The sequence below is a fragment of the Pseudomonas sp. FDAARGOS_380 genome (assembly GCF_002591235.1).
Classification (GTDB): Bacteria; Pseudomonadota; Gammaproteobacteria; order Pseudomonadales; family Pseudomonadaceae; genus Aquipseudomonas; species Aquipseudomonas salmasensis.
In genome coordinates this window covers 580,434-603,813 of the sequence record NZ_CP023969.1, presented here as the reverse complement: position 1 = coordinate 603,813, position 23,380 = coordinate 580,434, and the positions used below count along the sequence as shown (strand labels likewise).

Annotated in this window: 19 protein-coding genes; 7 read left to right on the top strand and 12 right to left on the bottom strand. The window is 61.6% G+C overall.

Annotated features, from left to right (window positions below):
- Window positions 1–149 precede the first annotated feature (149 nt).
- The 5 genes from CRN80_RS02905 to CRN80_RS02885 form a co-directional block, all read right to left on the bottom strand.
- Window positions 150–1,472 carry an OprD family porin gene (locus tag CRN80_RS02905; RefSeq protein ID WP_032893513.1) on the bottom strand — a complete coding sequence of 441 codons (1,323 nt, stop codon included), beginning with the start codon at window positions 1,470–1,472 and terminating at the stop codon, window positions 150–152.
- A gap of 396 nt (window positions 1,473–1,868) precedes the next feature.
- Window positions 1,869–3,233 (bottom strand): heavy metal sensor histidine kinase, encoded by a 1,365-nt coding sequence (locus CRN80_RS02900; protein ID WP_098949543.1) that lies wholly within the window; start codon window positions 3,231–3,233, stop codon window positions 1,869–1,871.
- A complete protein-coding gene (locus tag CRN80_RS02895) occupies window positions 3,223–3,915 on the bottom strand; it encodes a heavy metal response regulator transcription factor (RefSeq protein WP_098949542.1) in 693 nt (230 codons plus the stop codon). The genes CRN80_RS02900 and CRN80_RS02895 overlap by 11 nt, the downstream gene beginning before the upstream one ends.
- A gap of 7 nt (window positions 3,916–3,922) precedes the next feature.
- Window positions 3,923–7,018, bottom strand: a complete 3,096-nt coding sequence (locus CRN80_RS02890; RefSeq protein WP_098949541.1) for a multidrug efflux RND transporter permease subunit — start codon at window positions 7,016–7,018, stop codon at window positions 3,923–3,925.
- Entirely contained in the window at window positions 7,015–8,181 is a 1,167-nt protein-coding gene (locus CRN80_RS02885) for an efflux RND transporter periplasmic adaptor subunit (protein WP_098949540.1), read from the bottom strand. The genes CRN80_RS02890 and CRN80_RS02885 overlap by 4 nt, the downstream gene beginning before the upstream one ends.
- A gap of 193 nt (window positions 8,182–8,374) precedes the next feature.
- Here CRN80_RS02885 and CRN80_RS02880 point away from each other — a divergent pair, with 193 nt between their 5' ends.
- Together CRN80_RS02880 and CRN80_RS02875 are read left to right on the top strand one after the other, a co-directional pair.
- Complete coding sequence (locus tag CRN80_RS02880) at window positions 8,375–8,608, top strand: hypothetical protein (protein WP_098949539.1); 234 nt, start codon at window positions 8,375–8,377, stop codon at window positions 8,606–8,608.
- A gap of 161 nt (window positions 8,609–8,769) precedes the next feature.
- Window positions 8,770–9,552: a transporter substrate-binding domain-containing protein gene (locus tag CRN80_RS02875; RefSeq protein WP_098952573.1), complete on the top strand. Its 783-nt coding sequence runs from the start codon at window positions 8,770–8,772 to the stop codon at window positions 9,550–9,552.
- Window positions 9,553–10,054: 502 nt separating this feature from the next.
- Here CRN80_RS02875 and CRN80_RS02865 read toward each other — a convergent pair.
- From CRN80_RS02865 to CRN80_RS02845, 5 genes are all read right to left on the bottom strand, one after another.
- Entirely contained in the window at window positions 10,055–10,798 is a 744-nt protein-coding gene (locus tag CRN80_RS02865) for a YkgJ family cysteine cluster protein (protein ID WP_098949537.1), read from the bottom strand.
- 108 nt (window positions 10,799–10,906) lie between these two features.
- Entirely contained in the window at window positions 10,907–11,389 is a 483-nt protein-coding gene (locus CRN80_RS02860) for an N-acetyltransferase (RefSeq protein ID WP_098949536.1), read from the bottom strand.
- A 4-nt stretch (window positions 11,390–11,393) separates the two neighbouring features.
- Window positions 11,394–12,296: a chemotaxis protein CheV gene (locus tag CRN80_RS02855; RefSeq protein WP_098949535.1), complete on the bottom strand. Its 903-nt coding sequence runs from the start codon at window positions 12,294–12,296 to the stop codon at window positions 11,394–11,396.
- A gap of 449 nt (window positions 12,297–12,745) precedes the next feature.
- Window positions 12,746–13,720: a D-glycerate dehydrogenase gene (locus CRN80_RS02850; protein WP_098949534.1), complete on the bottom strand. Its 975-nt coding sequence runs from the start codon at window positions 13,718–13,720 to the stop codon at window positions 12,746–12,748.
- A gap of 187 nt (window positions 13,721–13,907) precedes the next feature.
- Window positions 13,908–14,876 carry a LysR family transcriptional regulator gene (locus CRN80_RS02845; RefSeq protein ID WP_032893503.1) on the bottom strand — a complete coding sequence of 323 codons (969 nt, stop codon included), beginning with the start codon at window positions 14,874–14,876 and terminating at the stop codon, window positions 13,908–13,910.
- Window positions 14,877–15,057: 181 nt separating this feature from the next.
- On the opposite strand from CRN80_RS02845, the gene CRN80_RS02840 reads away from it, so the two are divergent.
- From CRN80_RS02840 to CRN80_RS02820, 5 genes are all read left to right on the top strand, one after another.
- The gene (locus CRN80_RS02840; protein ID WP_098949533.1) at window positions 15,058–16,569 is read left to right on the top strand and encodes an efflux transporter outer membrane subunit; all 1,512 of its coding nucleotides are present in this window, start codon (window positions 15,058–15,060) and stop codon (window positions 16,567–16,569) included.
- 10 nt (window positions 16,570–16,579) lie between these two features.
- Window positions 16,580–18,757, top strand: a complete 2,178-nt coding sequence (locus CRN80_RS02835; protein ID WP_098949532.1) for an FUSC family protein — start codon at window positions 16,580–16,582, stop codon at window positions 18,755–18,757.
- Window positions 18,747–18,947: a DUF1656 domain-containing protein gene (locus CRN80_RS02830; RefSeq protein ID WP_003188711.1), complete on the top strand. Its 201-nt coding sequence runs from the start codon at window positions 18,747–18,749 to the stop codon at window positions 18,945–18,947. Before CRN80_RS02835 ends, CRN80_RS02830 begins: the two co-directional genes overlap by 11 nt.
- A gap of 10 nt (window positions 18,948–18,957) precedes the next feature.
- Window positions 18,958–19,818: an HlyD family secretion protein gene (locus CRN80_RS02825; RefSeq protein WP_098949531.1), complete on the top strand. Its 861-nt coding sequence runs from the start codon at window positions 18,958–18,960 to the stop codon at window positions 19,816–19,818.
- A 285-nt stretch (window positions 19,819–20,103) separates the two neighbouring features.
- Window positions 20,104–21,405, top strand: a complete 1,302-nt coding sequence (locus tag CRN80_RS02820; protein ID WP_098952559.1) for an IS4 family transposase — start codon at window positions 20,104–20,106, stop codon at window positions 21,403–21,405.
- 325 nt (window positions 21,406–21,730) lie between these two features.
- On the opposite strand, the gene CRN80_RS02810 is transcribed toward CRN80_RS02820, so the two are convergent.
- Together CRN80_RS02810 and CRN80_RS02805 are read right to left on the bottom strand one after the other, a co-directional pair.
- Window positions 21,731–22,132 carry a nuclear transport factor 2 family protein gene (locus CRN80_RS02810; RefSeq protein WP_098949529.1) on the bottom strand — a complete coding sequence of 134 codons (402 nt, stop codon included), beginning with the start codon at window positions 22,130–22,132 and terminating at the stop codon, window positions 21,731–21,733.
- Window positions 22,125–23,312: an MFS transporter gene (locus tag CRN80_RS02805; RefSeq protein ID WP_098949528.1), complete on the bottom strand. Its 1,188-nt coding sequence runs from the start codon at window positions 23,310–23,312 to the stop codon at window positions 22,125–22,127. Before CRN80_RS02805 ends, CRN80_RS02810 begins: the two co-directional genes overlap by 8 nt.
- Window positions 23,313–23,380: the final 68 nt, after the last annotated feature.

The following is a 23,380-nucleotide window of genomic DNA, read 5'->3' as shown; positions in this document are numbered from 1 at the left end:
GCGTTGAGAATGCCCTTAGCGTAGTAGCAACTCTTAAATATGGCTGTAGGAGCGAGCTTGCTCGCAAAAAACTCACAGACGCCGCGTTTATTCAGGATGCCCGCGTCATCGTTAACGTTTTTCGCGAGCAAGCTCGCTCCTACCTGTATTCAGAACACGTTGATTGGGTAGTCCACGATCACGCGGTACTCATCCACATCGCGGTCCACCGCCGAGTAGCCATTGCTGCCACGGTTGGTCGCCCATTGCAGGCGCACGGCCAAGTCCTTGGCCTTGCCGCCCTGCACCACATATTTCAGGTCGATATCGCGCTCCCAGTGCTTGGCGTCCTTGCCATCGGCGCTGTACCAGTTGCTGTAGCCGCGACTGTTCGGGTCGACCTTGGTCAGGTCGGTCTTGCCGCTGATGTACGACACTGCGGAGGTCAGGCCGGGCACGCCGAGGCCGGCGAAGTCGTAGGCGTACTTGAGCTTCCAGGAGCGCTCGTTGGGCCCGTTGAAATCCGAGTACTGCTGGGAGTTGTCCAGGTACACGCTGTCGCCCTGGGTGATGTAGTCGAACGGCGTGTTGCCATTGACCCGCTGATACGTCGCCGTGACGCTGTGGTTGCCCACGCCCACGGTGAAATGCAGGCTGTAGGTGTTGTTGTCGATATCCCCCAGCAGCGATTGGCCGGTGTCCTGGGTATGGTAGTAGTGAAGGCCGGGGGTCAGGCTGACCAGGTCGTTCAGGGCGTAGGTGTATTCCAGGTCGTAGTAATACTGATGCCAGACGTCCTTGAGTTCGGAGGCGTACAGGTTGCTGGTCAGCCCCTCAATCGCGCTGAACGACACACCGGCCCAGTCCAGGTGCTGGCTGTCGCTGTTGGCGGGCAGCGTGCCGTAGCTGGTGCCGATGCGCCGGTGGCCGCTCTGGTTGTAGAGCTTGGTGAAGCTGGCCTGGCCGCCTTCGAACATCCAGCCGTCGAAGCTGTGGTTGGTCAGGCTCACGCCACGGAAGGTCTGCGGCAACATGCGCGTCATGCCGCCGGCGATCACCGGGTTGTTGAGGAACAGGTCGCCGGCTTTCAGTTCGGTGTCGAAGGCGCGCAGCTTCAACGTGCCGCCGGCCGTCGAGAACGACCCCGGCGCCTTGCCGTTGCCGCTGCCATACGGAAGGATGCTGGAGCCATCCGTACCGCCACCGCCGTCGAGCTTGAGGCCGAGCATGGCGTTGACATCCAGGCCGAAGCCGACGGTGCCCTGGGTGTAGCCGGATTCGAAGGTACCGATAAAGCCCTGGCCCCATTCCTTGCTGTCATCCTGGTGAATATCGCGTCGGTCGCGGTTCATGTAGTAGTTGCGGGTGTTGATCGTGAGGTGGGAGCCTTCGACGAAACCGTCGTTGGGGGTAGTGTCTGCCGCGTGGGCCAGCGGGGCGATCGTTGCTGCAATCGCGAGGAATAACGGGGTGAACGTCAGCGAGTTCTTCACCGGTAAAGCTCCTTTGGTCAATCCATAACGGCCAGTGTCGTGAGGGTATGCCCGGCCTTTTTTTACGGCAAAAAAAAGCCGCTGAAAGTCAGCGGCTTTAAGACAGATTCCCAGTGTAGAGCCCTGGAAAAAAGTCGAGGGAAATTCGGGTAAGCGGGTCAGCTGTCTTTGCCGTCGCGCTCATCGATGCGTCAAAGTAACGCAGGCGAGCGGTGCGATACAGAGTGTAACAAGATAATAACTATTGCCCAAATCGCAACAGTGCGGATGTACGTCGATCTAAGTGTGGGAGCGGGCTTGCTCGCGAATTCGGTGTGTCAGTCAATATATCTGTAACTGATACACCGAATTCGCGAGCAAGCCCGCTCCCACATGTGACTCAAGCGTTCTTACGATTTAGACCGGCAGGGTAATACCAAAGGTATTGCCACCGCCCTCACTGCGCACAAACACATCCCCCCCATGCATCAACGCAATCGCCTTGACGATCGCCAGCCCCAGCCCGTGATTGGCCCCGCTGTTGCTGCGCGAGGCATCCACTCGATAGAAGCGTTCGAACAGGCGTGGCAAGTGTTCGCTGGCAATCGCCTCGCCGGGGTTGGTCACGCCAATCGTCACCTGGTGTGCCTGCATTTCAATGCACACGTCGATGACGTGCCCCGGCGCGGTGTGTTGTACGGCATTGCTCAGTAGATTGATCAGTGCGCGCCGCAGGTGGGCTTTTTCGATCTGCACCACAGCATCGCCGTGCACGCGCACTTCGACCTGGGCGTCTTCGAGGATGAAGTCCAGGTAGTCGAGGGTGGTGGCCACTTCATCGGCCAGGGCGCTTTCGATCAGCTTGGTGGCCTTGCTGCCTTGGTCGGCGCTGGCGAGGAACAGCATGTCATTGATGATCGAGCGCAGCCGTTCCAGCTCTTCCAGGTTCGATTGCAGCACTTCGAAATATTGCTCTGCCGAACGGCCGCGAGTGAGGGCCACCTGGGTCTGGCCGATCAAATTGGTGAGCGGCGAACGCAGTTCATGGGCGACGTCGGCGTTGAACGATTCCAGGCGCGAATACGCCTGCTCGACCCGGTCGAGGGTGGCGTTGAACGAGTTGACGAACTGGCTCAGTTCCGGCGGCAAGGGTGACAATTGCAGGCGCCCGGAGAGTTTCGGCGGCGCAAGTTTTTGCGCCTCATCCGAGAGTTTGCCCAGGGGCTTGAGGCCGATACGCGCGACCCAGAACCCCAACAGCGCCGCCAGTATCACACCCACCAATGCCAGGCTGATCAATGCCACCAGCAGGTGATGCTGGGTGGCGCGGAAGTTCTCCGTGTCGATGGCGATCATGAAACGCAACGCCGGGCGCTGGTCCTTGGCTGCAAACTGGCTGACCAGCACCTTGAACGGATAATCGTGACCCGGCAGGCGCAGGTCGCGCTTACCCGTGGCGCCCTCGGCAAAGGCGCGAACTTGTGCGTTGGGCTCACCGTATTCGTAGCTCGGGTCGCTGCTGACCACCCAGAAACGGATGCGCTTGTCTTCTTCGCCCAACAGCTTGAGCTTGGACCTGATCTTGGCCCAATGCTCCGGCGTGCCGAAGCGATTGATCGACGACTCCAGCACGCTGTAGCGCGCATCCAACTCGGCCCCAGGCAACAACCCCAGGCCACGGTCGACCTGCTGGTACAGCGCGCCGCCGATCAACAGAAAGATCAGCAGCGCCACCAGGGTGAACATGCCGCTCAGGCGCAGGGCGATGGAATTAGCGACCACTGGGGTTTTCCTGCATGCGGTTCTCCAGCACATAGCCCATGCCACGTATGGTGTGCAGCAGCTTGTGTTCGAACGGCCCATCGAGCTTGGCGCGCAGGCGCTTGATCGCCACTTCCACCACGTTGGCATCGCTGTCGAAATTGATGTCCCAGACCATCTCGGCAATCGCGGTCTTGGACAGGATCTCACCCTGGCGCCGCGCCAATACGCTGAGCAGCGAGAACTCCTTGGCGGTCAGGTCCAGGCGCAGGCCGTTGCGGCTGGCTTTGCGGCTGATCAGGTCGATCCACAGGTCGGCGACGGTGACCTGCACCGGTTCATGGCCGCCGCTGCGACGGGTCAGGGCTTGCAGGCGGGCCACCAGTTCCAGGAACGAAAACGGTTTGCCCAGATAATCGTCGGCGCCTTCGCGCAGGCCGCGGATGCGGTCTTCCACACGCTCACGCGCGGTGAGCATGATCACCGGCGTCTGCTTGCGGGCGCGTAAGGCGCGCAATACACCGAAGCCATCCAGGCCGGGCAGCATCACGTCGAGCACGATCACCGCGTAATCGTTCTCCAGCGCCAGGTGCAGGCCCTCGATGCCTTCACGGGCCACATCGACGGTGTAGCCTTGCTCGGTCAGGCCACGGTGCAGGTAGTCTGCGGTTTTTTCTTCATCTTCAATAATCAGGACGCGCATGACCGCCTCAGTGTGTGGTCGCCAGCGCCAGCGCTGGTTTGGGCCTGTGGAAAAAACGTTCAAGGTACAAGTATATGACCGGCGTGGTGAATAGCGTCAGCGCCTGGCTCACCAGCAAGCCCCCGACCACCGCGATGCCCAGCGGCTGGCGCAGTTCCGCCCCCGGGCCTGCGCCGAGCATCAACGGCACCGCGCCGAGCAACGCGGCAAGGGTGGTCATGATGATCGGTCGGAACCGCGTGACGCAGGCTTCATAAATCGCATCCTCCGGCGGCAGCCCGCGCACACGTTGGGCCTCCAGGGCGAAGTCGATCATCAAGATACCGTTTTTCTTCACGATGCCGATCAGCAGCACCAGGCCGATCAAGGCCATGATCGAAAAGTCCTGGCCCAGCAGCCACAGCATGATCAGCGCACCGAGGCCCGCCGAGGGCAGGGTGGAAATGATCGTCAGCGGGTGTACAAAACTTTCATACAGCACGCCCAATATAATGTAGACCGCCACCAGCGCCGCGAGGATCAGCCACGGCTGGCTGGCCAGCGAGCTCTGGAACGCCTGCGCCGCGCCCTGGAAGTTGCCGATGATCGTACTCGGCATCCCGATTTCGTTCTTGGCCTGGTCGAGCATAATCACCGCGTCGCCCAGGGCCACGCCGGGCGCGAGGTTGAACGACAGGTTGGCAGCAGGGAACATGCCGTCATGGCTGATGGACAACGGCCCGACTGTGGGCGGGTCGACTTTGGCCAGTGCCGACAGCGGCACCATTTCATTGGTCAGTGGCGAGCGCAGGTAAAAATAGTCGAGGCTTTCGGCCTTGCCGCGCTGTTGGCTGTCCAGTTCGAGTATCACTTGGTACTGGTTGATCTCGGTCTGGAACTCGTTGATCTGGCGCTGACCGAAGGCGTCGTACAGCGCCTGGTCGACATCGGTGGCGGTCAGCCCGAAGCGCGCGGCGGCCTGACGATCGATACTGATATGGGTGATGCTGCCGCCCAGTTGCAGGTCGTTGGACAGGTCACGAAACGCCGGGTTGGCGCGCAGTTTTTCGGTGAGGCGTTGGGTCCAGGTGTTCAGCGTCGGGCCGTCGTTGCTCTTGAGCACATATTGGTACTGGGCGCGGCTGGGGCCGGAGCTCAGGTTGATGTCCTGGCCGGCGCGCAGGTACAGCACGATGCCCGGCACCTTCGCCAACTGCGGGCGGATGCGGTCTATGAACTGGCTGGCGGATACGTCGCGCTTACTGCGGTCTTTCAAGGCGATCCAGAAGCGGCCATTGGCGATGGTCTGGTTGCTGCCGGTGACGCCGACCGAATGGGAAAACGCCTGCACCGCCGGGTCGGCCTTGACGATCTCGGCCAGGGCCTTGTGCTTGGCGACCATGTCCTTGTACGACACATCGGCCGCCGCTTCGCTGGTGCCGAGCACGAAACCGGTGTCCTGCACCGGGAAGAACCCCTTGGGGATGAACACATAGCCGATCACCGCCAGCGCCAGGGTCACCACGAAGATCGCGGCCATGCTGCGTTGGTGCGCCAGGGCACGGCGCAGGTTGCGCGCATAGCCGGCCAGCAGGCGTTCGCTGAAGCTGGGCTTGGCGTGGGCAGGGTGGGTGGGGGCACGCATGAACAAGGCGGCTAAGGTCGGTGCCAACGTCAGCGACACCACCACTGAAATCAGAATGGTCGCGGTGGCCGTCAATGCAAATTCCTTGAACAATCGCCCGACCACGCCGCCCATGAACAGCAGCGGAATAAACGCCGCCACCAGCGAGAAGCTGATGGACACCACGGTAAAGCCAATTTCGCCGGAGCCCTTGATCGCCGCTTCGCGCTTATCCAGGCCAGCCTCCAGGTGACGATGGATGTTCTCCACCACCACAATCGCATCGTCCACCACAAAGCCCACGGCGATCACGATGGCCACCAGGGTCAGGTTGTTCAGGCTGAACCCCATCACGTACATCAGGGCGAAACTGGCCACCAGCGAGACACCCAGCACCGCAGACACAATCAGCGTCGCCGACAGTTGGCGCAGGAACAACGCCATCACCGCCACCACCAGCAGGATGGCGATCAGCAGGGTCATTTCCACTTCATGCAGTGAAGCGCGGATGGTCTTGGTGCGGTCGGTCAACACGCTGACCTGCACCGAGGCCGGCAACATGCCTTGCAGGCGCGGCAACTCGGCCTGGATGCGGTCCACGGTGTCGACGATGTTGGCGCCGGGCTGGCGCGAAATCACCAGGTTCACCCCGGGGGTATCGCCGGACCAGGCTTGTACGTAGGCGTTTTCCGAGCCGTTGATGACCTTGGCGATATCGCGCAGTTGAACCGGCGCACCGTCCTTGTAGGAAACGATCAGTTGGCCGTATTCCTCCGGGTGAAACAGCTGGTCGTTGGTCGACAGGGTGGACACGCTGTTTTCGCCATAGATCGCGCCCTTGGCCAGGTTGAGGCTCGACTGCTGGATGGCCAGGCGTATATCGGCGAGGGTCAGGCCGATGGCCGCGAGCTTGTCGGGGGACGCCTGCACGCGAATCGCCGGGCGTTGCTGGCCGGTGATGTTGATCTGGCCGACGCCGTCGATCTGGCTGATCTGGCGTGCCAGCAGGGTTTCCACATAGTCGCTCAGCTCGGTGCTGGGCATGCTGCTGGAACTGACGCTGAGGATCAGCACCGGGCTGTCTGCCGGGTTGACCTTCCTCCAGGTGGGCAAGCTCGGCATGTCGCTGGGCAACTTGCCGGACGCGGTGTTGATCGCGGCCTGCACTTCCTGGGCGGCGGTATCGATGCTTTTTTCCAGAGTGAATTGCAGGGTCAAGAGGCTGGAGCCCAAGGCGCTGCTGGAGGTCATCTGGGTCATTCCGGGGATGGCGCTGAACTGCACCTCCAGGGGCGTGGCCACTGAGGAGGCCATGGTGTCCGGGCTGGCGCCGGGCAGTTGCGCGGTGACCTGAATCGTCGGGAATTCCGCTTCCGGCAGTGGCGCGACGGCCAGGTTGGGGAAGGCAATGATCCCCAGCAACACCAGGGCGAAGGTCAGCAGCAGGGTGGCGACCGGGTGATCAACGCACCAGGCCGAGGGCGACCGGCTGGCGCTCATGGTTGCACCTGGGCGTCGGCGGTGTGGATCACTTGCGGCGGCTCCTTGAGCACCTCCACCTGCGCACCGGCCTTGAGCCGCGATTGCCCATCGCTGACCAGCACATCGCCGGCCTGCACGCCTTTGATGATGTTGATGTCGCTGTTCTGGTAGGCGACCTGCACCGGCACCAGCTCGACTTTGTCAGCGCTTACGCGGTACACGAAATGTGAGTCCAGGCCGCGCTGCACCACGGTGGGCGGTACCACCAGGGCGTTCTTGTCGAGGGCCGTCTGGATCTTGATGGTCACCAATTGCCCCGGCCATAGCTTATGCGCCGGGTTGCTGAACTCGGCCTTGGCCCGCAGGGTGCCGGTGGTGGAGCTGATCTGGTTGTCGATCAGGCTCAGGTGGCCTTCACCGAGCAGGTCGCCGGTCTGGCCATCGGTGTCGGCGCCCAGGTACGCATCGACGGTGGCCCGGGTGGGGGCGGCGATCAGGCCCTGCAAGGTTGGCAGCATTTGCTGAGGCAGGGAGAACTCAACGGCAATCGGGTCGAGCTGGCTGACGGTAAACAGCCCCTGGGTATCGCTCATGCGCAGGAAGTTGCCTTCGTCCACATTGCGGATGCCCACGCGGCCGCTGACCGGAGAGCGGATCTGGGTATAGGAAAGTTGTACTTGAGCCGCATCAATGGCCGCTTGATTACCTTGCGCCGTGGCCTTGAGCTGGTTGACCAGTGCCTGTTGCTGGTCATAGGTCTGTTTGGACACGCCGTCGTCGACGCTCAGCGCTTTGTAGCGCTTGAGGTTGACCAACGCCACTTGCAACTGCGCCTGGCTTTCACCGAGTTGCGCCCTGGCCTGGTCGAGGTTGGCTCGGATCGAGCGGTCATCAATGGTGGCCAGCAGGTCGCCGGCCTTCACCGATTGGCCTTCCTTGACCAGCAGTTGGGTGAGAATGCCGTCGATCTGCGGGCGAATCACCACGCTGTGCAATGACAACACCGAGCCGATGCCGCTGACAAACCGAGGCACATCCTGTTGCGTCACGCTCACCACCCGCACAGGAATGGCGGTAGGCGCTGCCAGGCGGGTCTTGGCCGGCCGGGTTAACGCCCAGGCTGCAACGGCCAGTATCAGGAGAGCACCCAGCATCAGGGCCACGTTTCGTTTGATCTGCATAGGAGGACGCCGGCGCAAACTGCAAGTTGGAGTTCGGAACGTCCTTTATAGCGCTGTTCCGCCGTCAGCACGGTGACGGCAAACTGACAGCCGTGACAGTTAGGCCATGTGAGCTTGTCGCTTGAAGTTACTGCTGACCACTCAGGCCCCGTATACTCGCGCTTTTACACCTATTAGCTGTGCCGGAGCCCTTATGACTTCCCCAACCCAACCCGCTGTCGACGCGGCCGACCTCGTCGATCCGGCCACCGCCGACGGCGTTGAAAAAGCCGAGATCCCGGCGTTCAAGTTCCCTTTCAACCCAGGTGAACTGGCTGGCGCCAAGAATGCCAGCCAGCCTTGGTACAAAGGCGGCGCCAAGAACGGCCATACCAAGACGCCAGGCATGGCGCCGCCGGGCACTCGCCGCTCGATGGGTAAACGCTGAGATTAAAGCGTTGAGTGCGTTATAGGCAGTTGCCTACATCGTGCGTAGACATTTCTGCTTGTAGGGCCGTCACCGATTCTTGAAAGCTGCACAGCGTTTGCTTCGTCCCGATGACGCTCATCGGGGCGTGGCGAGTCAGCTTTCCGGAAAAGGACATTCCCGTGGCCCTGATACACCTCTGTGCAGTGCTTGCTCTCTTGCTCTCGACGAGTGCCGTCGCCGCCGACGTTCAACCGCGGCGTGAAATCCGTTTCGCCGTTGCTGCGCATTTTCCGCCCTTTCAAAGCCGCAATGCCCAAGGGCAATTGGTGGGGTTGAATATCGAACTGGGCAATGCCCTGTGCGAGCAGCTCAACGTGCGCTGTACTTGGGTTGACCAAATCGTCATGGAAAACTTCCCGGCTCTCGAGGCCAGGCAGTTCGACGCGATCATGGGCATGGCGACCACCTGCCGTCGGCGGCAACGGGTGAGCTTCACCGATGACCTCTACCCGATCACCACCCGGCTGGTGGCGCGTAAAACCTCGGGCCTGCGTCCTGATCGACCGTCCCTCAAGGGCAAGCGTGTCGGGGTGCTGGTGCGCAGTAATCGTGAAGCCTTTGCCCTGTCGCAATGGGCGCCGGCGGGGGTGATCATCAGGAGTTTCTGGCTCAACGACCAACTGGTGCAGAGCCTGGTTTCGGGCGATATCGACGCGACCCTGCAAGGCGCGGTGGAGATCCGTGAAGCCCTGCTCGACACGCCCCAGGGGCTGGACTTCGATTACATGGGGCCGCCTGTGTCGTCGGGCCTGCTGGGTAATAGCGTGGCGATTGCGGTGCGAAAAACCGATACTGCGTTGCGTAATGAGCTTAATCATGCGCTTGAGCAATTGATGCAGAATGGCGAGTACCAGCGCATTCTCCAGCCGTATCGGCTCGATGTATTGCCGCCCCATTCATGATCGCGAATGTGTGAGTGCCGCTCTGCACCCGTGAGGCGCCTATCGACCTGACACCCCGCAGTCCAAATGTGGGAGCTGGCTTGCCTGCGATAGCTGCCTGCCAGTCGACACAGTTATATCGAGTACATATCCATTGTTGCGGTAACGGCCACCTAGGGTTCCGCTCTGACAGCGGGTCACTTTTGGAAAAGAGCCCCAAAAGTAACCAAAAGGGCTCTTGCCCCACCACTCGGCACCTCGCTTAGGCTCGGTGTGCCCGTAATCCGCCAGCGATTTGGGGGGCCGCCGCCACGCGCCATCCATGGCGCGGGGCGGCTAAACCGGCATCCCTGCCGGTTTACCCCCCAAATCCCTGTCGAATTCCGGCCAGCGTGGTTTGACGGGGCGCCTGAAATCAAAAGCAGATCAAGATCAAGAGCGGCTCGCTTCGCATCGTGGTTAGCGTTGGTTGCTGCGAACTACAGTTGTGTCGCTCCCTATGCCGCCATGAGGCCCCAGCGGCCTAGGCCGCTCTCAACGAGATAAACGCGTAATTGGCCGGCACTTCGGTGGCAATTTGTGCCCCGGCATCCAGCACCTGTTCGGCGATGTCCATCCCGGACACATGGAACACCCATTCATTGGTCACCGCTGGCTGTTCAATCGCCTGTTCAATGGCCTGGGCAAACGCCTGCATGTCCGGCAAGTACGCGGTAAACCCGTCGCCCTTGAGGGCGGTCGTGCGGATGCCGAGCAACGCGCATACGGCTTCCTTGGTCTGTACGTCATCACGGTCGGCCTGGCGCGAACGGCGAATCAGTTCGGCCAGTTGCGCGTCCATCAACTCACCACCGACGATCAGCGCGGGGCCTTGCTCCCAGGATTCCGGCGGGCAGTCTTTGGCGCTTGGGTTCAGTGGGATATGCGGGTTGATCTCCATCGGGTAAATGCGGCACACCAGCGGGCGCCGTTCGTAGATGCGGCAGCGGTTGTCTTCGTCAAGATTCCGGCAGCGTCCGGCGTTGTAGGCGGCAAAGGTGATTGCCACAAATGCCTCGGTAGTGCCGCTGGGCACGATCACTGAACGGCGCTCGGCGTGTTCCCGTTGTTGCAGGGGCAGGCCCAGGCCGTTGCCAAGAAAGCCCTCGACCAGAACGATGACGTTGCCGCCGTCCGCCGCCCAGCTGCGGGCTTCTTCGAGGGTCAGGGGCACGTGATGGTCACTGCAGCATTTGCCGCAACCGACGCAGGAAAAGTGTGTGTTCATGGCGGATCTGTCACCAGGCAAGGTCAGAGGGCACGCTTGAGGGGTGACGGGTTTTTGCCTCTATCTACCGCTCAGGGGCTCTGGAAGCAAGTTATGCGCCAGTGAGGGTTAGCCGTTGGATAGGATGTCGCGCAGCACAAACCGCATGCCCGCACTTTCATACAGGCGCCGGGCGCGCAGGTTGCTCTCCAGCACCTTGAGGTCCACATAGGGTTCGCCGCGCTGCTTGAACACCTGGAAGCTGTGCAGCAGCAAGGCGCGGCCCAGTCCTTGGCCTTGGGCACAGGGGTGGACGGCCAGGTTCTTGATAAAGGCGCTGGTCCAGCATTGCGCCACCGCGAGAATACCGTCGCGGTTACTGGCCACCAGGCACAGCGTCGGGTCGTACTCGGCATCGGTGACGAACTGCCGGCGCCACTCATCCAGATGGCCGACACGGCCGCCGCCTTGGTCCTGGGTCATGCGCAGTACGGCATGGATCGCCGGGGCCAGTTCATCGCGATAATGATCCAGCCGGGTATCCGCTGGCCATTGCGGGGCGGGCAGGCTGCCGGTGAGGTCGCGACGCAGCAGTTGGTAATACTCGGCCAAGGGCTTACAGGCCCTTTTGCGCCACGGTTTGCGCGGCGATGACCAGGCATTTGGTCAATTCGGGGGATGAGAATTTGGTGAGTACCGAGTCGGCACCTGCCAGGCGTGCTTTTTCGCTGTTCATCGCGCTGTCCAGGGAGGTGTGCAACAGCACGTAGAGGTCCTTGAAATCCGGAGTTTCGCGCAAGGTGCGGGTGAGGGCGTAGCCGTCCATCTCAGACATCTCGATGTCCGACACCACCACGTTGATCTGTTCAACCGTGCCTTGCAGCTCCAGCAACACGTCGATGGCTTCCTTGGCGCTGCGGGCGGTGTGGCAGGTCAGGCCGAGGTTGCGCAGGGTGTGTACCGATTGCTGCAAAGCCACCTGGCTGTCGTCCACCACCAGGATGCGGGCGTTGCCCAGCACTTCGGCTTCTTCCATGGTCAGGTCGGTCGGCGCCGCTTCAACCGGTGCCGGGGCGATGCCATGGATGACTTTCTCGATATCCAGCACCTGCACCAGGCCACCTTCCACCTGAGTAACCCCGGTGATAAACGCCCGATTGCCGCCGGAGCCGTAGGGCGGCGGGCGGATATCGGTGGTCAGGCAATGCACGATCTTACTCACCGCCTGCACATGCAGGCCCTGCTTGGAACGGCTGACATCGGTGACGATCAGGCAGCCGCCGTCCGGGTTTTGCAAGGGCATTTCACCCAGGGCGCGGCTCAGGTCGATCACCGACAATGACGCGCCGCGCAAGGTGGCGATGCCTTTGACGTGCGGGTGTGACTCCGGCAGCTTGGTCAGCGGCGGGCAGGGGATGATCTCGCTGACTTTCAACAGGTTGATGGCCATCAGCTTGCCGCTGCGCAAGGTAAAGAGCAGAAGCGAGAGTGAGTCTGCGCGGGCTTTGGTGGTGGACATAAAAACCTTCTGTGGATCAGGAATGACGATCTATAGAGAGTTATCGACTTGGCTGGCCGGGGCTTTAACCGGATTTTGTGTCGGCCACTGTTTATGTGCAAGCTGGCTTGCCTGCGATGGCCATAGGTATCTACACAACTGTGCAGTTCGCCGCAGCCACCGCTAACCACGATGCGAAGCGAGCCGCACTTGATCTGCTCTTGATCTGCTTTTGATCTTAGGCGCCCCGTCAAACCACGCTGGCGGATTCCGGGCACACCGAGCCTAAGCGAGGTGCCGAGTGGTGGGGCAAGAGCGTTTTGCTTACTTTTGCGCTGTTCAAAAGTGAGCCGCCGTCAGGGCGGAACCCTAAGTGGCCGTTACCCCAGCAATGGATATATACACAATCCAACTGTGTTGACTGTCAGGCCGCCTTCGCGAGCAAGCCAGCTCCCACATTAAGTCCAGTATCAGCCCTTCCAAACCTGTGGATTCACCAAGTCCTGCGGGCGTTGGCCCAGCAGCGCGCTGCGCAGGTTGTCCAACGCGCGGTTGGCCATGGCTTCGCGGGTTTCACCGGTTGCCGAACCAATATGCGGCAGGGTCACCGCATTGCTCAGTTGGAACAACGGCGATTCAGCCAACGGTTCCTTTTCATACACATCCAGCCCGGCACCACGAATCCGTTGGGTTTGCAGGGCTTCGACCAGCGCCGGTTCATCCACCACCGGCCCACGGGAGATATTGATCAGGATCGCGCTGGACTTCATCAACGCCAGCTCCCGCGTGCTGATCAGGTGACGGGTCTTGTCGCTCAACGGCACCACCAGGCACACGAAATCCGCCTCGGCCAGCAGCTGATCCAGGCTGCGAAACTGCGCGCCCAGTTCTTGCTCCAGCGCGGTCTTGCGGCTGTTGCCGCTGTAAAGGATCGGCATATTGAAGCCCAGGCGCCCACGCCGGGCCACGGCTGCGCCGATATTGCCCATGCCGACGATGCCCAGGGTCTTGCCGTGCACATCGCAACCAAACAACGGCGCGCCCACGCTGGCTTTCCATTGGCCGGCCTTGGTCCAGGCATCCAATTCGGCCACGCGGCGTGCGCTGCTCATCAGCAACGCAAAGGCCAGGTCGGCAGTGCTTTCGGTGAGCACATCGGGGGTGTTGGTGAGCATGATCCCGCGCTCGTTGAAGTACGGCACATCGTAGTTGTCGTAGCCCACCGACACGCTGGACACCACCTCCAGCTTGCTCGCGCTTTCCAGTTGCTCGCGGCCCAACTTGCGTCCCACGCCGATCAAACCGTGGACATGGGGCAGGGCTTCGTTGAACTGTGCGTTGATGTCACCCAGCTTGGGGTTAGGCGCGATCACCTCGAAATCCTGTTGCAGGCGTTCGATCATCGGCGGGGTAATACGGCTGAAGGCCAGGACAGTCTTTTTCATGGCAGGCGGGCTCATCGACTACGGGAGAATGCTGAGCACGCTAACATTTATCCCCTCAGCACAAAACCTGTAGGAGCGAGCTTGCTCGCGAAAAACGTCAACGATAACGCGTTGATCCAGATTGAATGCGTTGCCCTCAGGTTTTTCGCGAGCAAGCTCGCTCCTACAGGGGCTGTTAAAGGGGTTGTTAGGTCGCCATCCGCACGCCACCCACACCACCACTCAACTCATACGCCACCAACTCCGCCTGGTGCGCCGCCAGAATCTCCGGCAACGAACCGCGCAGGTATTCCACCCAGGTCTTGATCTTTGCATCCAGGTATTGGCGCGAGGGGTAGATGGCGTACAGGTTCAGCTCCTGGGAGCGGTAGGTCGGCATCACCCGTACCAGCGTGCCGTTGCGCAGCCCTTCGATGGCGGCGTACACCGGCAGCAGGCCGACGCCCATGCCGCTGGTGATCGCGGTTTTCATCGCGTCGGCCGAATTCACCAGAAACGGCGAGCTGTTGATCGCCACGCTTTCCTGGCCTTCCGGGCCGTTGAAGGTCCATTTGTCCAGCTGGACCACCGGGCTGACCAGGCGCAGGCACGCATGGTTGAGCAAATCCTGGGGGCGTTGCGCGCAGCCCTTGGCCTTGACGTAGTCCGGCGAAGCGCAGGCGATGCTGTAGGTGATGCCCAGGCGCTGGGACACGAAACCTGAGTCCGGCAGTTCGCTGGCCAGCACGATGGACACGTCGTAGCCCTCGTCGAGCAGGTCCGGCACGCGGTTGGCCAGGGTCAGGTCGAAGGTCACGTCGGGATGGGTGCGGCGGTAGCGGGCAATTGCGTCAATGACGAAATGCTGGCCGATGCCGGTCATGGTGTGCACTTTCAACTGCCCGGCGGGGCGTGCGTGGGCGTCGCTGGCTTCGGCCTCGGCTTCCTCGACATAGGCGAGGATCTGCTCGCAGCGCAGCAAATAGCGTTTGCCGGCTTCGGTCAGCGCGATGCGTCGGGTGGTGCGGTTGAGCAAGCGGGTTTGCAGGTGGGCCTCAAGGTTGGAGACCGCGCGCGAGACGTTGGCCGTGGTGGTGTCCAGTTGCACGGCGGCGGCGGTGAAGCTGCCGGCCTCGGCCACACAACTGAAGGCGCGCATGTTTTGCAAAGTGTCCATGGAGTGTTCTCAAGGGAGATAGCAAATTGTGACAGAAAGTTACGCTTTGAGTGATCCCTACCAACGGATTATCGCCTGAACGGTAACAAAGATTCACAGGAATGCCAGCTTATCGTCCTCCCTGCCGCCGCCTAGAATTGCGCCACCTCTTGCGCAACACCCTCTCAGGAATTCGCTTGCCGTGCCGCGTCGCATCAGCAGAGAGCTGAAGACTCTCAGTGTTTGGGCTTTAACGTCAGTCATCAGCGGTTGCATCGGAACCGGAGGAATCGCCCCCCAAGGCCAGGCGATCAACGCCAACACCCTGGCCACCGACGCCGCGATCCAGAGCGCCGCCCGCGACGCCCACTGGCCCACCGCCCAATGGTGGCAGGCCTACGGCGACCCGCAGCTCAACCGTTGGGTCGAACTCGCCACCCGCAACAGCCCCAGCCTGGCCGTGGCCGCCGCCCGCGTGCGCCAAGCCCGGGCGCTGGCCGGGGTGGCCGAGTCGGCCGAGTCGCTGCAGATCAACAGCGACACCACCCTCAAGCGCCACAACTGGCCCAAGGATCAGTTCTACGGCCCCGGTGAACTGAGCGGCGCCAACACTTGGGACAACAATTCGTCCCTGGGCCTGAGCTACGCTCTCGACCTGTGGGGCCGGGAAAGCAACAGCACCGAACGCGCCGTCGACCTGGCACACGTGAGCGCCGCCGAAGCGCGCCTGGCCCAGCTCGAACTGCAAAACAATGTGGTGCGCGCATACATTCAGCTGTCGTTGCACTACGCCAACCGCGACATCGCGGCCGCCACCCTGGCCCAGCAACAGCAGATCCTGGACCTGGCCAACAAACGCCTGAGCGCCGGGATCGGCACTCACTTTGACGTCAGCCAGGCCGAAACCCCGCTGCCGGAAACCCACCGCCAACTGGATGCCCTGGACGAGGAAATCGCCCTGAGCCGTAACCAACTGGCGGCGTTGGCCGGCAAAGGCCCGGGGGAGGGCGCGCAATTGCAGCGCCCGACCCTGGCTCTCGCCGCGCCGTTGAAACTGCCCTCCAGCCTGCCCGCGCAGTTGCTCGGCCAACGCCCGGACGTGGTCGCCAGCCGCTGGCAGGTAGCGGCCCAGGCGCGGGGTATCGATGTGGCTCATGCAGGCTTCTACCCCAACGTCGACCTGGTCGGCAGCCTCGGCTACATGGCCACCGGCGGCGGTATGCTGGAATTTCTGGCCGGCAAGAAATTCAACTACAACGTCGGCCCGGCGATCACCTTGCCGATCTTCGACGGCGGCCGCCTGCGTGCGCAATTGGGTGAAGCCAGTGCCGGCTACGACATCGCGGTGGCCCAGTACAACCAGACCCTGGTCAATGCGCTCAAGGGCATCAGCGACCAGTTGATCCGTCGCGAGTCAATGGACAAGCAATCGGCCTTCGCCGCGCAGTCGGTGGCCTCGGCGCAGAAAACCTACGACATCGCCATGATCTCCTATCAGCGTGGCCTCACGGACTACCTCAACGTGCTCAACGCCCAAACCTTGTTGTTTCGCCAGCAGCAGATCGAACAACAGGTGCAGGCGGCGCGCCTGAGTGCCCATGCCGAACTGGTGACCGCCCTGGGCGGCGGCCTCGGCGCTGGCGACGATGTGCCCACGGCTGCCAAGACACGCCCAAGCAAGACCCCGGCGGCGCTCGCCGTGTTTGATCACTGAGTAGGATTCGATGACTCCCTTGCCTGCACCGCTGCGCTGGCTGCATTCCCTTGAGTGGCGCCGTGGTTTCTTCGACTGGGCACGCAGCGATGGCGTGACCTGGGTGTATATCTTCAAAGTGCTGGTCGCCGCATTCCTGACGCTGTGGCTGGCCATGCGTCTGGAACTGCCGCAACCGCGCACGGCGATGATCACCGTATTTATCGTGATGCAGCCCCAGAGCGGCCAGGTGTTCGCCAAGAGTTTTTATCGCTTCCTCGGGACCTTGGCGGGCTCGGCGGTGATGGTGCTGTTGATCGCCCTGTTTGCGCAGAACACCGAACTGTTCCTCGGTGCGCTGGCGATCTGGGTGGGCATTTGCACCGCTGGCGCCACGCGCAACCGCAACTTTCGCGCCTATGGGTTTGTGCTCGCCGGCTACACCGCGGCAATGGTCGGCCTGCCGGCCCTGGCCCACCCGGACGGCGCCTTTATGGCTGCGGTGTGGAGGGTGCTGGAAATTTCCCTGGGGATACTGTGCTCGACACTGGTCAGCGCCGCCATCCTGCCGCAAACCTCAAGCGCCGCCATGCGCAACGCGTTGTACCAGCGCTTTGGCGTGTTCGCGCTGTTCGTGACCGACGGCCTGCGCGGGCGCAGCCAACGCGAAGGCTTCGAGGCCAGCAACGTGCGCTTTATTGCCGAAGCTGTGGGCCTGGAAGGCTTGCGCAGTGTCACCGTGTTCGAAGACCCGCACATGCGTCGGCGCAATGGGCGGCTCAGTCGCCTCAACAGCGAATTCATGAGCATCACCACACGCTTCAACGCCTTGCATCAATTGCTTGAACGCTTGCGCGCCGATGAGGCCGACCATGTGGTGGCAGCGATCAAGCCCGGCCTGCAAGACCTGGCCGAAGTGCTCGACAGCTTCTCTGGCCGCGCCCTCACCAGCCCCGATGCCGCGCGCCTGGTCAACCAGCTGAGCGCCTACAAGGACGGCCTGCCCGCCAAGGTGCGCAGCCTGCGGGCGAGCTTTCAGGAAGACAACCCGACGGACGCCGAGCAGTTGGATTTCCACACCGCCTACGAGCTGCTGTACCGCTTCGTCGACGACCTGCACAACTACGCGCAAACCCACGCGTCCCTGGCCGAGCATCGCCATGCGCGGGAGGATTGGCACGAAGCCTACACGCCAAAAACCAACTGGTTGGCCTGTGCCGCGGCCGGTGTGCGCGCCTCGTTTATCCTGGTTGTGCTGGGCAGTTACTGGGTGGCCACGGCCTGGCCCAGCGGCGCCACCATGACCTTGATCGCGGCGGCCACCGTGGGCCTGTCTGCCGCCACGCCCAACCCCAAGCGCATGGCGTTCCAGATGGCCTGCGGCACCTTGATCGGCGCGTTGGTCGGCTTTGTCGAAATGTTCTTCGTGTTCCCCTGGATCGACGGTTTCCCGCTGCTGTGCGTGATGCTCGCACCGGTGATTATCTTCGGTGCCTTTCTGTCGTCACGCCCCCAATACGCCGGCGTGGGCGTGGGCCTGCTGATCTTCTTCAGCACCGGTTCGGTGCCGGATAACCTCACGGTCTACAACCCCTACACCTTTATCAACGATTACATCGCCATGGTCATTGGCATGCTGGTGTGCGCGGCGGCGGGGGCGATCATTCTGCCGCCCAACAGCCGCTGGTTGTGGCGCCGTATGGAGCAAGACCTGCGTGAGCAAGTGGTGTATGCCATCAGCGGCAAGCTCAAGGGCCTGGCGTCGAGCTTTGAAAGCCGCACCCGCGACCTGCTGCACCAGGCCTACGGGCTTGCGGTCGGCCAGCCGCAGGTGCAGCGCGATTTGCTGCGCTGGATGTTCGTGGTGCTGGAGGTCGGCCACGCGATCATCGAGCTGCGCAAGGAGCAGGCGATCTTGCCGGTGCACCCGGCGTATGCCGAGTCCCAGCCGTGGCGCCAGGCGATCCGTGTGATGGGGCGCTCGCTGGTGCGGCTGTTCCTGCAGCCCAGCGCCAGCAACCTGGAGCGCGGGTTGATTGCTGTCGACCATGCGATCAGTCGCGTGCAGGCCACCGACGAACCCTTCGCCCCGCACTTCGACACCTCGGCCCTGCGCCGGGTGAAGAGCTACCTGCACTTTATTCGCACCTCGTTGCTGGACCCGCAATCGCCTCTGGCCGCCCTCAAAGGAGCCCCGAATGCCGCGTGAAATTGCATTCCACGGCATCTATATGCCGACCATGACCCTGATGTTCTTGATCGCAGCGGGGCTGGCCTGGGCGGTTGACCGCTTCCTGGCCGGGTTCGACCTGTATCGGTTTTTCTGGCACCCGGCGCTGCTGCGCCTGAGCCTGTTCGCTTGCCTGTTCGGCGCCCTGGCGCTGAGCGTCTACCGTTGAGAATGCCCCGATGAAAAAGTTTTTCAGCCTGCTCGCCACCTTGCTGGTTCTGGCCTTGGCGATCTGGATTGGCCGCACGTTGTGGGTGCACTACATGCAAACGCCGTGGACCCGCGATGGCCGGGTACGCGCCGACATCATCAATGTGGCGGCTGACGTTACCGGTGAAGTGGTGGACGTGCCGGTACGCGATAACCAGTTGGTGAAAAAAGGCGACCTGCTGATGCAGATCGACCCCGAGCACTACCGCATTGCCGTCAAGCAAGCGCAATCGCTGGTGGCCTCACGCAAGGCCACCTGGGAAATGCGCAAGGTCAACGCCCACCGCCGTGCCGACCTGGACGCGATGGTGATCTCCAAGGAAAACCGCGACGACGCCAGCAACATCGCCGACTCGGCCCTGGCCGATTATCAGCACGCCTTGGCGCAACTGGAGGCCGCCGAACTCAACCTGAAACGTACCCGTGTGCTGGCGGCGGTTGACGGTTATGTCACCAACCTCAACGTGCATCGCGGCGACTATGCGCGTATTGGCGAGGCGAAGATGGCTGTGGTGGATATGAATTCGTTCTGGGTCTATGGCTTCTTCGAAGAAACCAAGCTGCCCCATGTGAAGGTGGGTGACACAGCCGATATGCAATTGATGAGCGGCGAGACCTTGAAGGGCCATGTGGAAAGCATCTCCCGCGGTATCTACGACCGTGATAACCCCGAGAGCCGTGAACTGATCGCCGATGTGAACCCGACCTTCAACTGGGTGCGGTTGGCCCAGCGTGTGCCGGTGCGGATTCACATTGATGAAGTGCCGGAGGGCGTGTTGTTGGCGGCAGGCATTACCTGCACTGTCATCGTGAACCCAACGCAAAACTAAACTGTGGGAGGCTGGCTTGCCTGCGATGGCGGCCTGACAGCCGACACTGATCTACCTGACACAGCACCATCCAAATGTGTGGCTTGCCTGCGAAGACTGCCTAACAGTCAACACAGTTGGACCGTGTACATATCCGTTATTTAGGTAACGGCCACCTAGGGTTCCGCTCTGACAGCCATCCCTTTCAAGGTCTTCGGTAAAATCCCCTGAAATTTCATTCAGGGATCCCAAACGATGTGGGCCGATGTTCTAGCGCGTTTCGAGAAAAAAGCACCTGCCAGCGTCATGGCCAAATTGGCGCTGGAACAAGCTATTGCCCCTGAGTGGGTCGATCAGGTCTTCGAAGAACATCGGCAACGGCAGTATTCTCGTGAACTACTGTTCTCGACCATAATCAAGCTGATGTCCCTTGTTTCATTGGGCTTGAAGCCATCCCTGCACGCCGCCGCGCGGCAACTGGAAGATCTCCCTGTCAGCTTGGCGGCGCTCTACGACAAAATCAGTCGTACTGAACCCGCGCTATTGCGCGCTCTGGTCACCGGTAGTGCGCAACGACTGACTCCAACAATCAAAGAACTGGGTTGCACGACGATGCTGCCGGACTGGCAGGTTCGCGTGGTAGATGGCAATCACCTGGCATCCACTGAGAAGCGTCTGGGGGCTTTACGCCAGGAGCGAGGTGCGGCTCGTCCCGGTTTTTCGGTAGTGGTCTACGATCCTGATCTCGATCAGGTCATCGACCTTCAGGCATGTGAGGATGCCTACGCCAGCGAGCGCGTTTGCGTGTTGCCTCTGTTGGCTAATGCTGAACCGGGCCAGGTGTGGCTGGCTGACCGACTCTACTGCACGCTTCCGGTAATGGAAGCTTGTGAGCAGGTCCAGACGTCCTTTGTCATTCGCCAGCAAGCCAAACATCCACGCCTGATTCAAGAGGGTGAGTGGCAAGAACCCGTGCCTGTGGAAACAGGCTCTGTGCGTGAGCAGATCATCCAGGTCAGAGGCGGTTACCAATGTCGGCGCGTCGAACTGACGCTTCATTCGCCAACAGACTCGGGTGACAGCAGCTTGATGTTCTGGAGCAACCTGCCTGAAAGCGTCAGCGCTGAGCAGATCGCGCAACTCTATCGCCGCCGCTGGAGCATTGAAGGTATGTTCCAGCGACTGGAAGCGATCCTGGAAAGTGAAATCGAAACTCTCGGCAGCCCAAAGGCCGCCTTGCTCGGGTTCACTACGGCAGTGTTGGCCTACAACGTCCTGGCCGTACTCAAGCGAAGCGTGGAGCAAGCCCATCGGGAGACCCAGCCTGATGGCTGGGAAGCCTCGATCTATCACTTGGCGGTCCAGGTCAGGAGTGGTTATGAGGGAATGCAGATTGCACTTCCCTCGGAATATCTTCCCGCCATCCCTGTGGAAAAGTTGGCCCAGCGTTTGTTGGAGCTGGCCAGAAACATCCAACCCAAACAAGTTGCGAAAAGTCCCCGCGGCCCCAAGGTGCCTAAACCCAAGACATGGGTGCAAGGCAAGGCGGTGAATGCGCATGTTTCAACGGACAGGGTAATCAAGGCTGCCAAAACGAAAAGACCTTGAAAGGGCTGGCTCTGACAGCGGCTCACTTTTGAAAAGCGCAAAAGTAAGCAAAACGCTCTTGCCCCACCACTCGGCACCTCGCTTGGGCTCGGTGTGCCCGTAATCCGCCAGTGATTTGGGGGGCCGCCGCCACGCGCCATCCATGGCGCGGGGCGGCTAAACCGGCATCCCTGCCGGTTTACCCCCCAAATCCCTGTCGAATTCCGGCCAGCGTGGTTTAACGGGGCGCCTGAGATCAAGATCAAAAGCAGATCAAGAGCGACTCGCTTCGCATCGTGGTTACCGTTGCCCATCGCAGGCAAGCCAGCTCCCACATTTGACTGCGTCAGGCTTTGATAAAGGTCTCGTGCAAGTGCCGCCAAAGCAGCGCGCCACTGGCCTGTTTCTCAAACACCACCGTGGCGCGGCGGTCGGTGTGGGTGCCGCTGTCATCCACCTGATGCTCGCGATACGTCACCGTGGCGCCGCGTGCATGGCGGTCGATGCCGGTCATTTCACTCAGAGTGATTTTCAATCCTGGGCGCATTCCGCCCAGGCGCGTAAACAACGCATTGACCCCGGCCCTGTTGACCCGCGTTCCGGTGGCGGGCGCGATCATGCTGAACTCCGGTGAGAAGCGCGCGAGCAGATTTTCCAGCGTGCCCTGAGGCGCAACCCCGGCAAACCATTGCTCGATCTCGACGTGGGTCTGGATCACTTCTTCAAAAAAATCGCTGTAGTCAATCATGCTTGGGCTCGCTGCAAGGGTGAAGCAGCATGCGTACTCTGGAAGCATCCAGGCGCAACACTGCGAAAAGCGGCAACAGGGTCAGAGTTGCCGCCATCGTGAAGGTTATGGCGAAGGAATCCAAGGCCGACAGGATTGCACTGAGCACGGCGGCGCCGACGCAGAAGCTTACTTGACGGTTCATGTTCCACAACGCACTGGCGTGGCCCATGCGCTCGGCGGCAATATCCAGAAAGGCCAGGGTTTGCGCGGTGCTGCTGCACAGGCTGCCGCCCAGGCCCATCAAGACGTAGGCCGCAATAATCAGCGCGGGCTCGTTGAGCAACAGGATCCCAGCGCATTGCAGCGCCATGCCCGCCAGCAACAGGGGTTTGGGGCCGCAGCGATTGAAGAGTTGCTTGCTCAGGTAGATTGCCACTGCCGAGGCCAGCGCCCAGGGCAACATCAGTGCGCCGGTTTGAGTGGCGTCATAGCCCAGGCTGCGCACATAAAGGATGGCGATCAGGCTGGTGCCGATAAACACGCCGGGGATGCATAGGTAGACCAGCATCGCCACGCGCAGCATCGGGCTGGCAACCTGTTTGAAAATACTGCTCAGGTCCAGAGGTGGGCGCACGCGGGTGGGCGCATCGGGTTTTATCCACAGCAAGGCCAGCAGCAGGGTGATCAGGGCCAGGGGCAGGTTGGCGTAGAAAATCCAGCGCCAGGACACACTGTCGACGATCACTCCACCCAACGTCGGCGACAGCGCTGGCACCAGCAACGCCACCGACATCACCCGCGCCGTCAGCTGGCTGCGCTCGGCGGCGGGAAAGTGCCGGTACGCCATGGCCTGGCCCACGGGAATCAGCAAGCCGCCGCCGAGCCCTTGCACCGCGCGCCAGCCTATCAACGCCTCGATGGAACCGGCCTGGCCCACCAGCACCGAGGCGCCGGCGAACAGCAGCAGGCTGGTGGCGATCAGCGTGCGTTCGCCCATGATCGCTGCCAGCCAGACACTCAAGGGAATGATCAGGGTCAGCCCGAGCATGTAAGCGTTGCTGATCCACGCCAGTTGCGTGACCGAGGCGTGCAGCTCGCGGGCAATGTCCGGGTAGGCGACGGTGGCGACAAACATGTTCACCAGGTCCAGGGCAAAACCCAATAAAAAGATCCAGGCGACTTTCGAGCGGTAGGTCATGAACGCGTTCCTGCGAGTGAAGCCGGCAGGGTAGGCCGCACGCAGGGGTTGGGATACGTCGGTTTGCC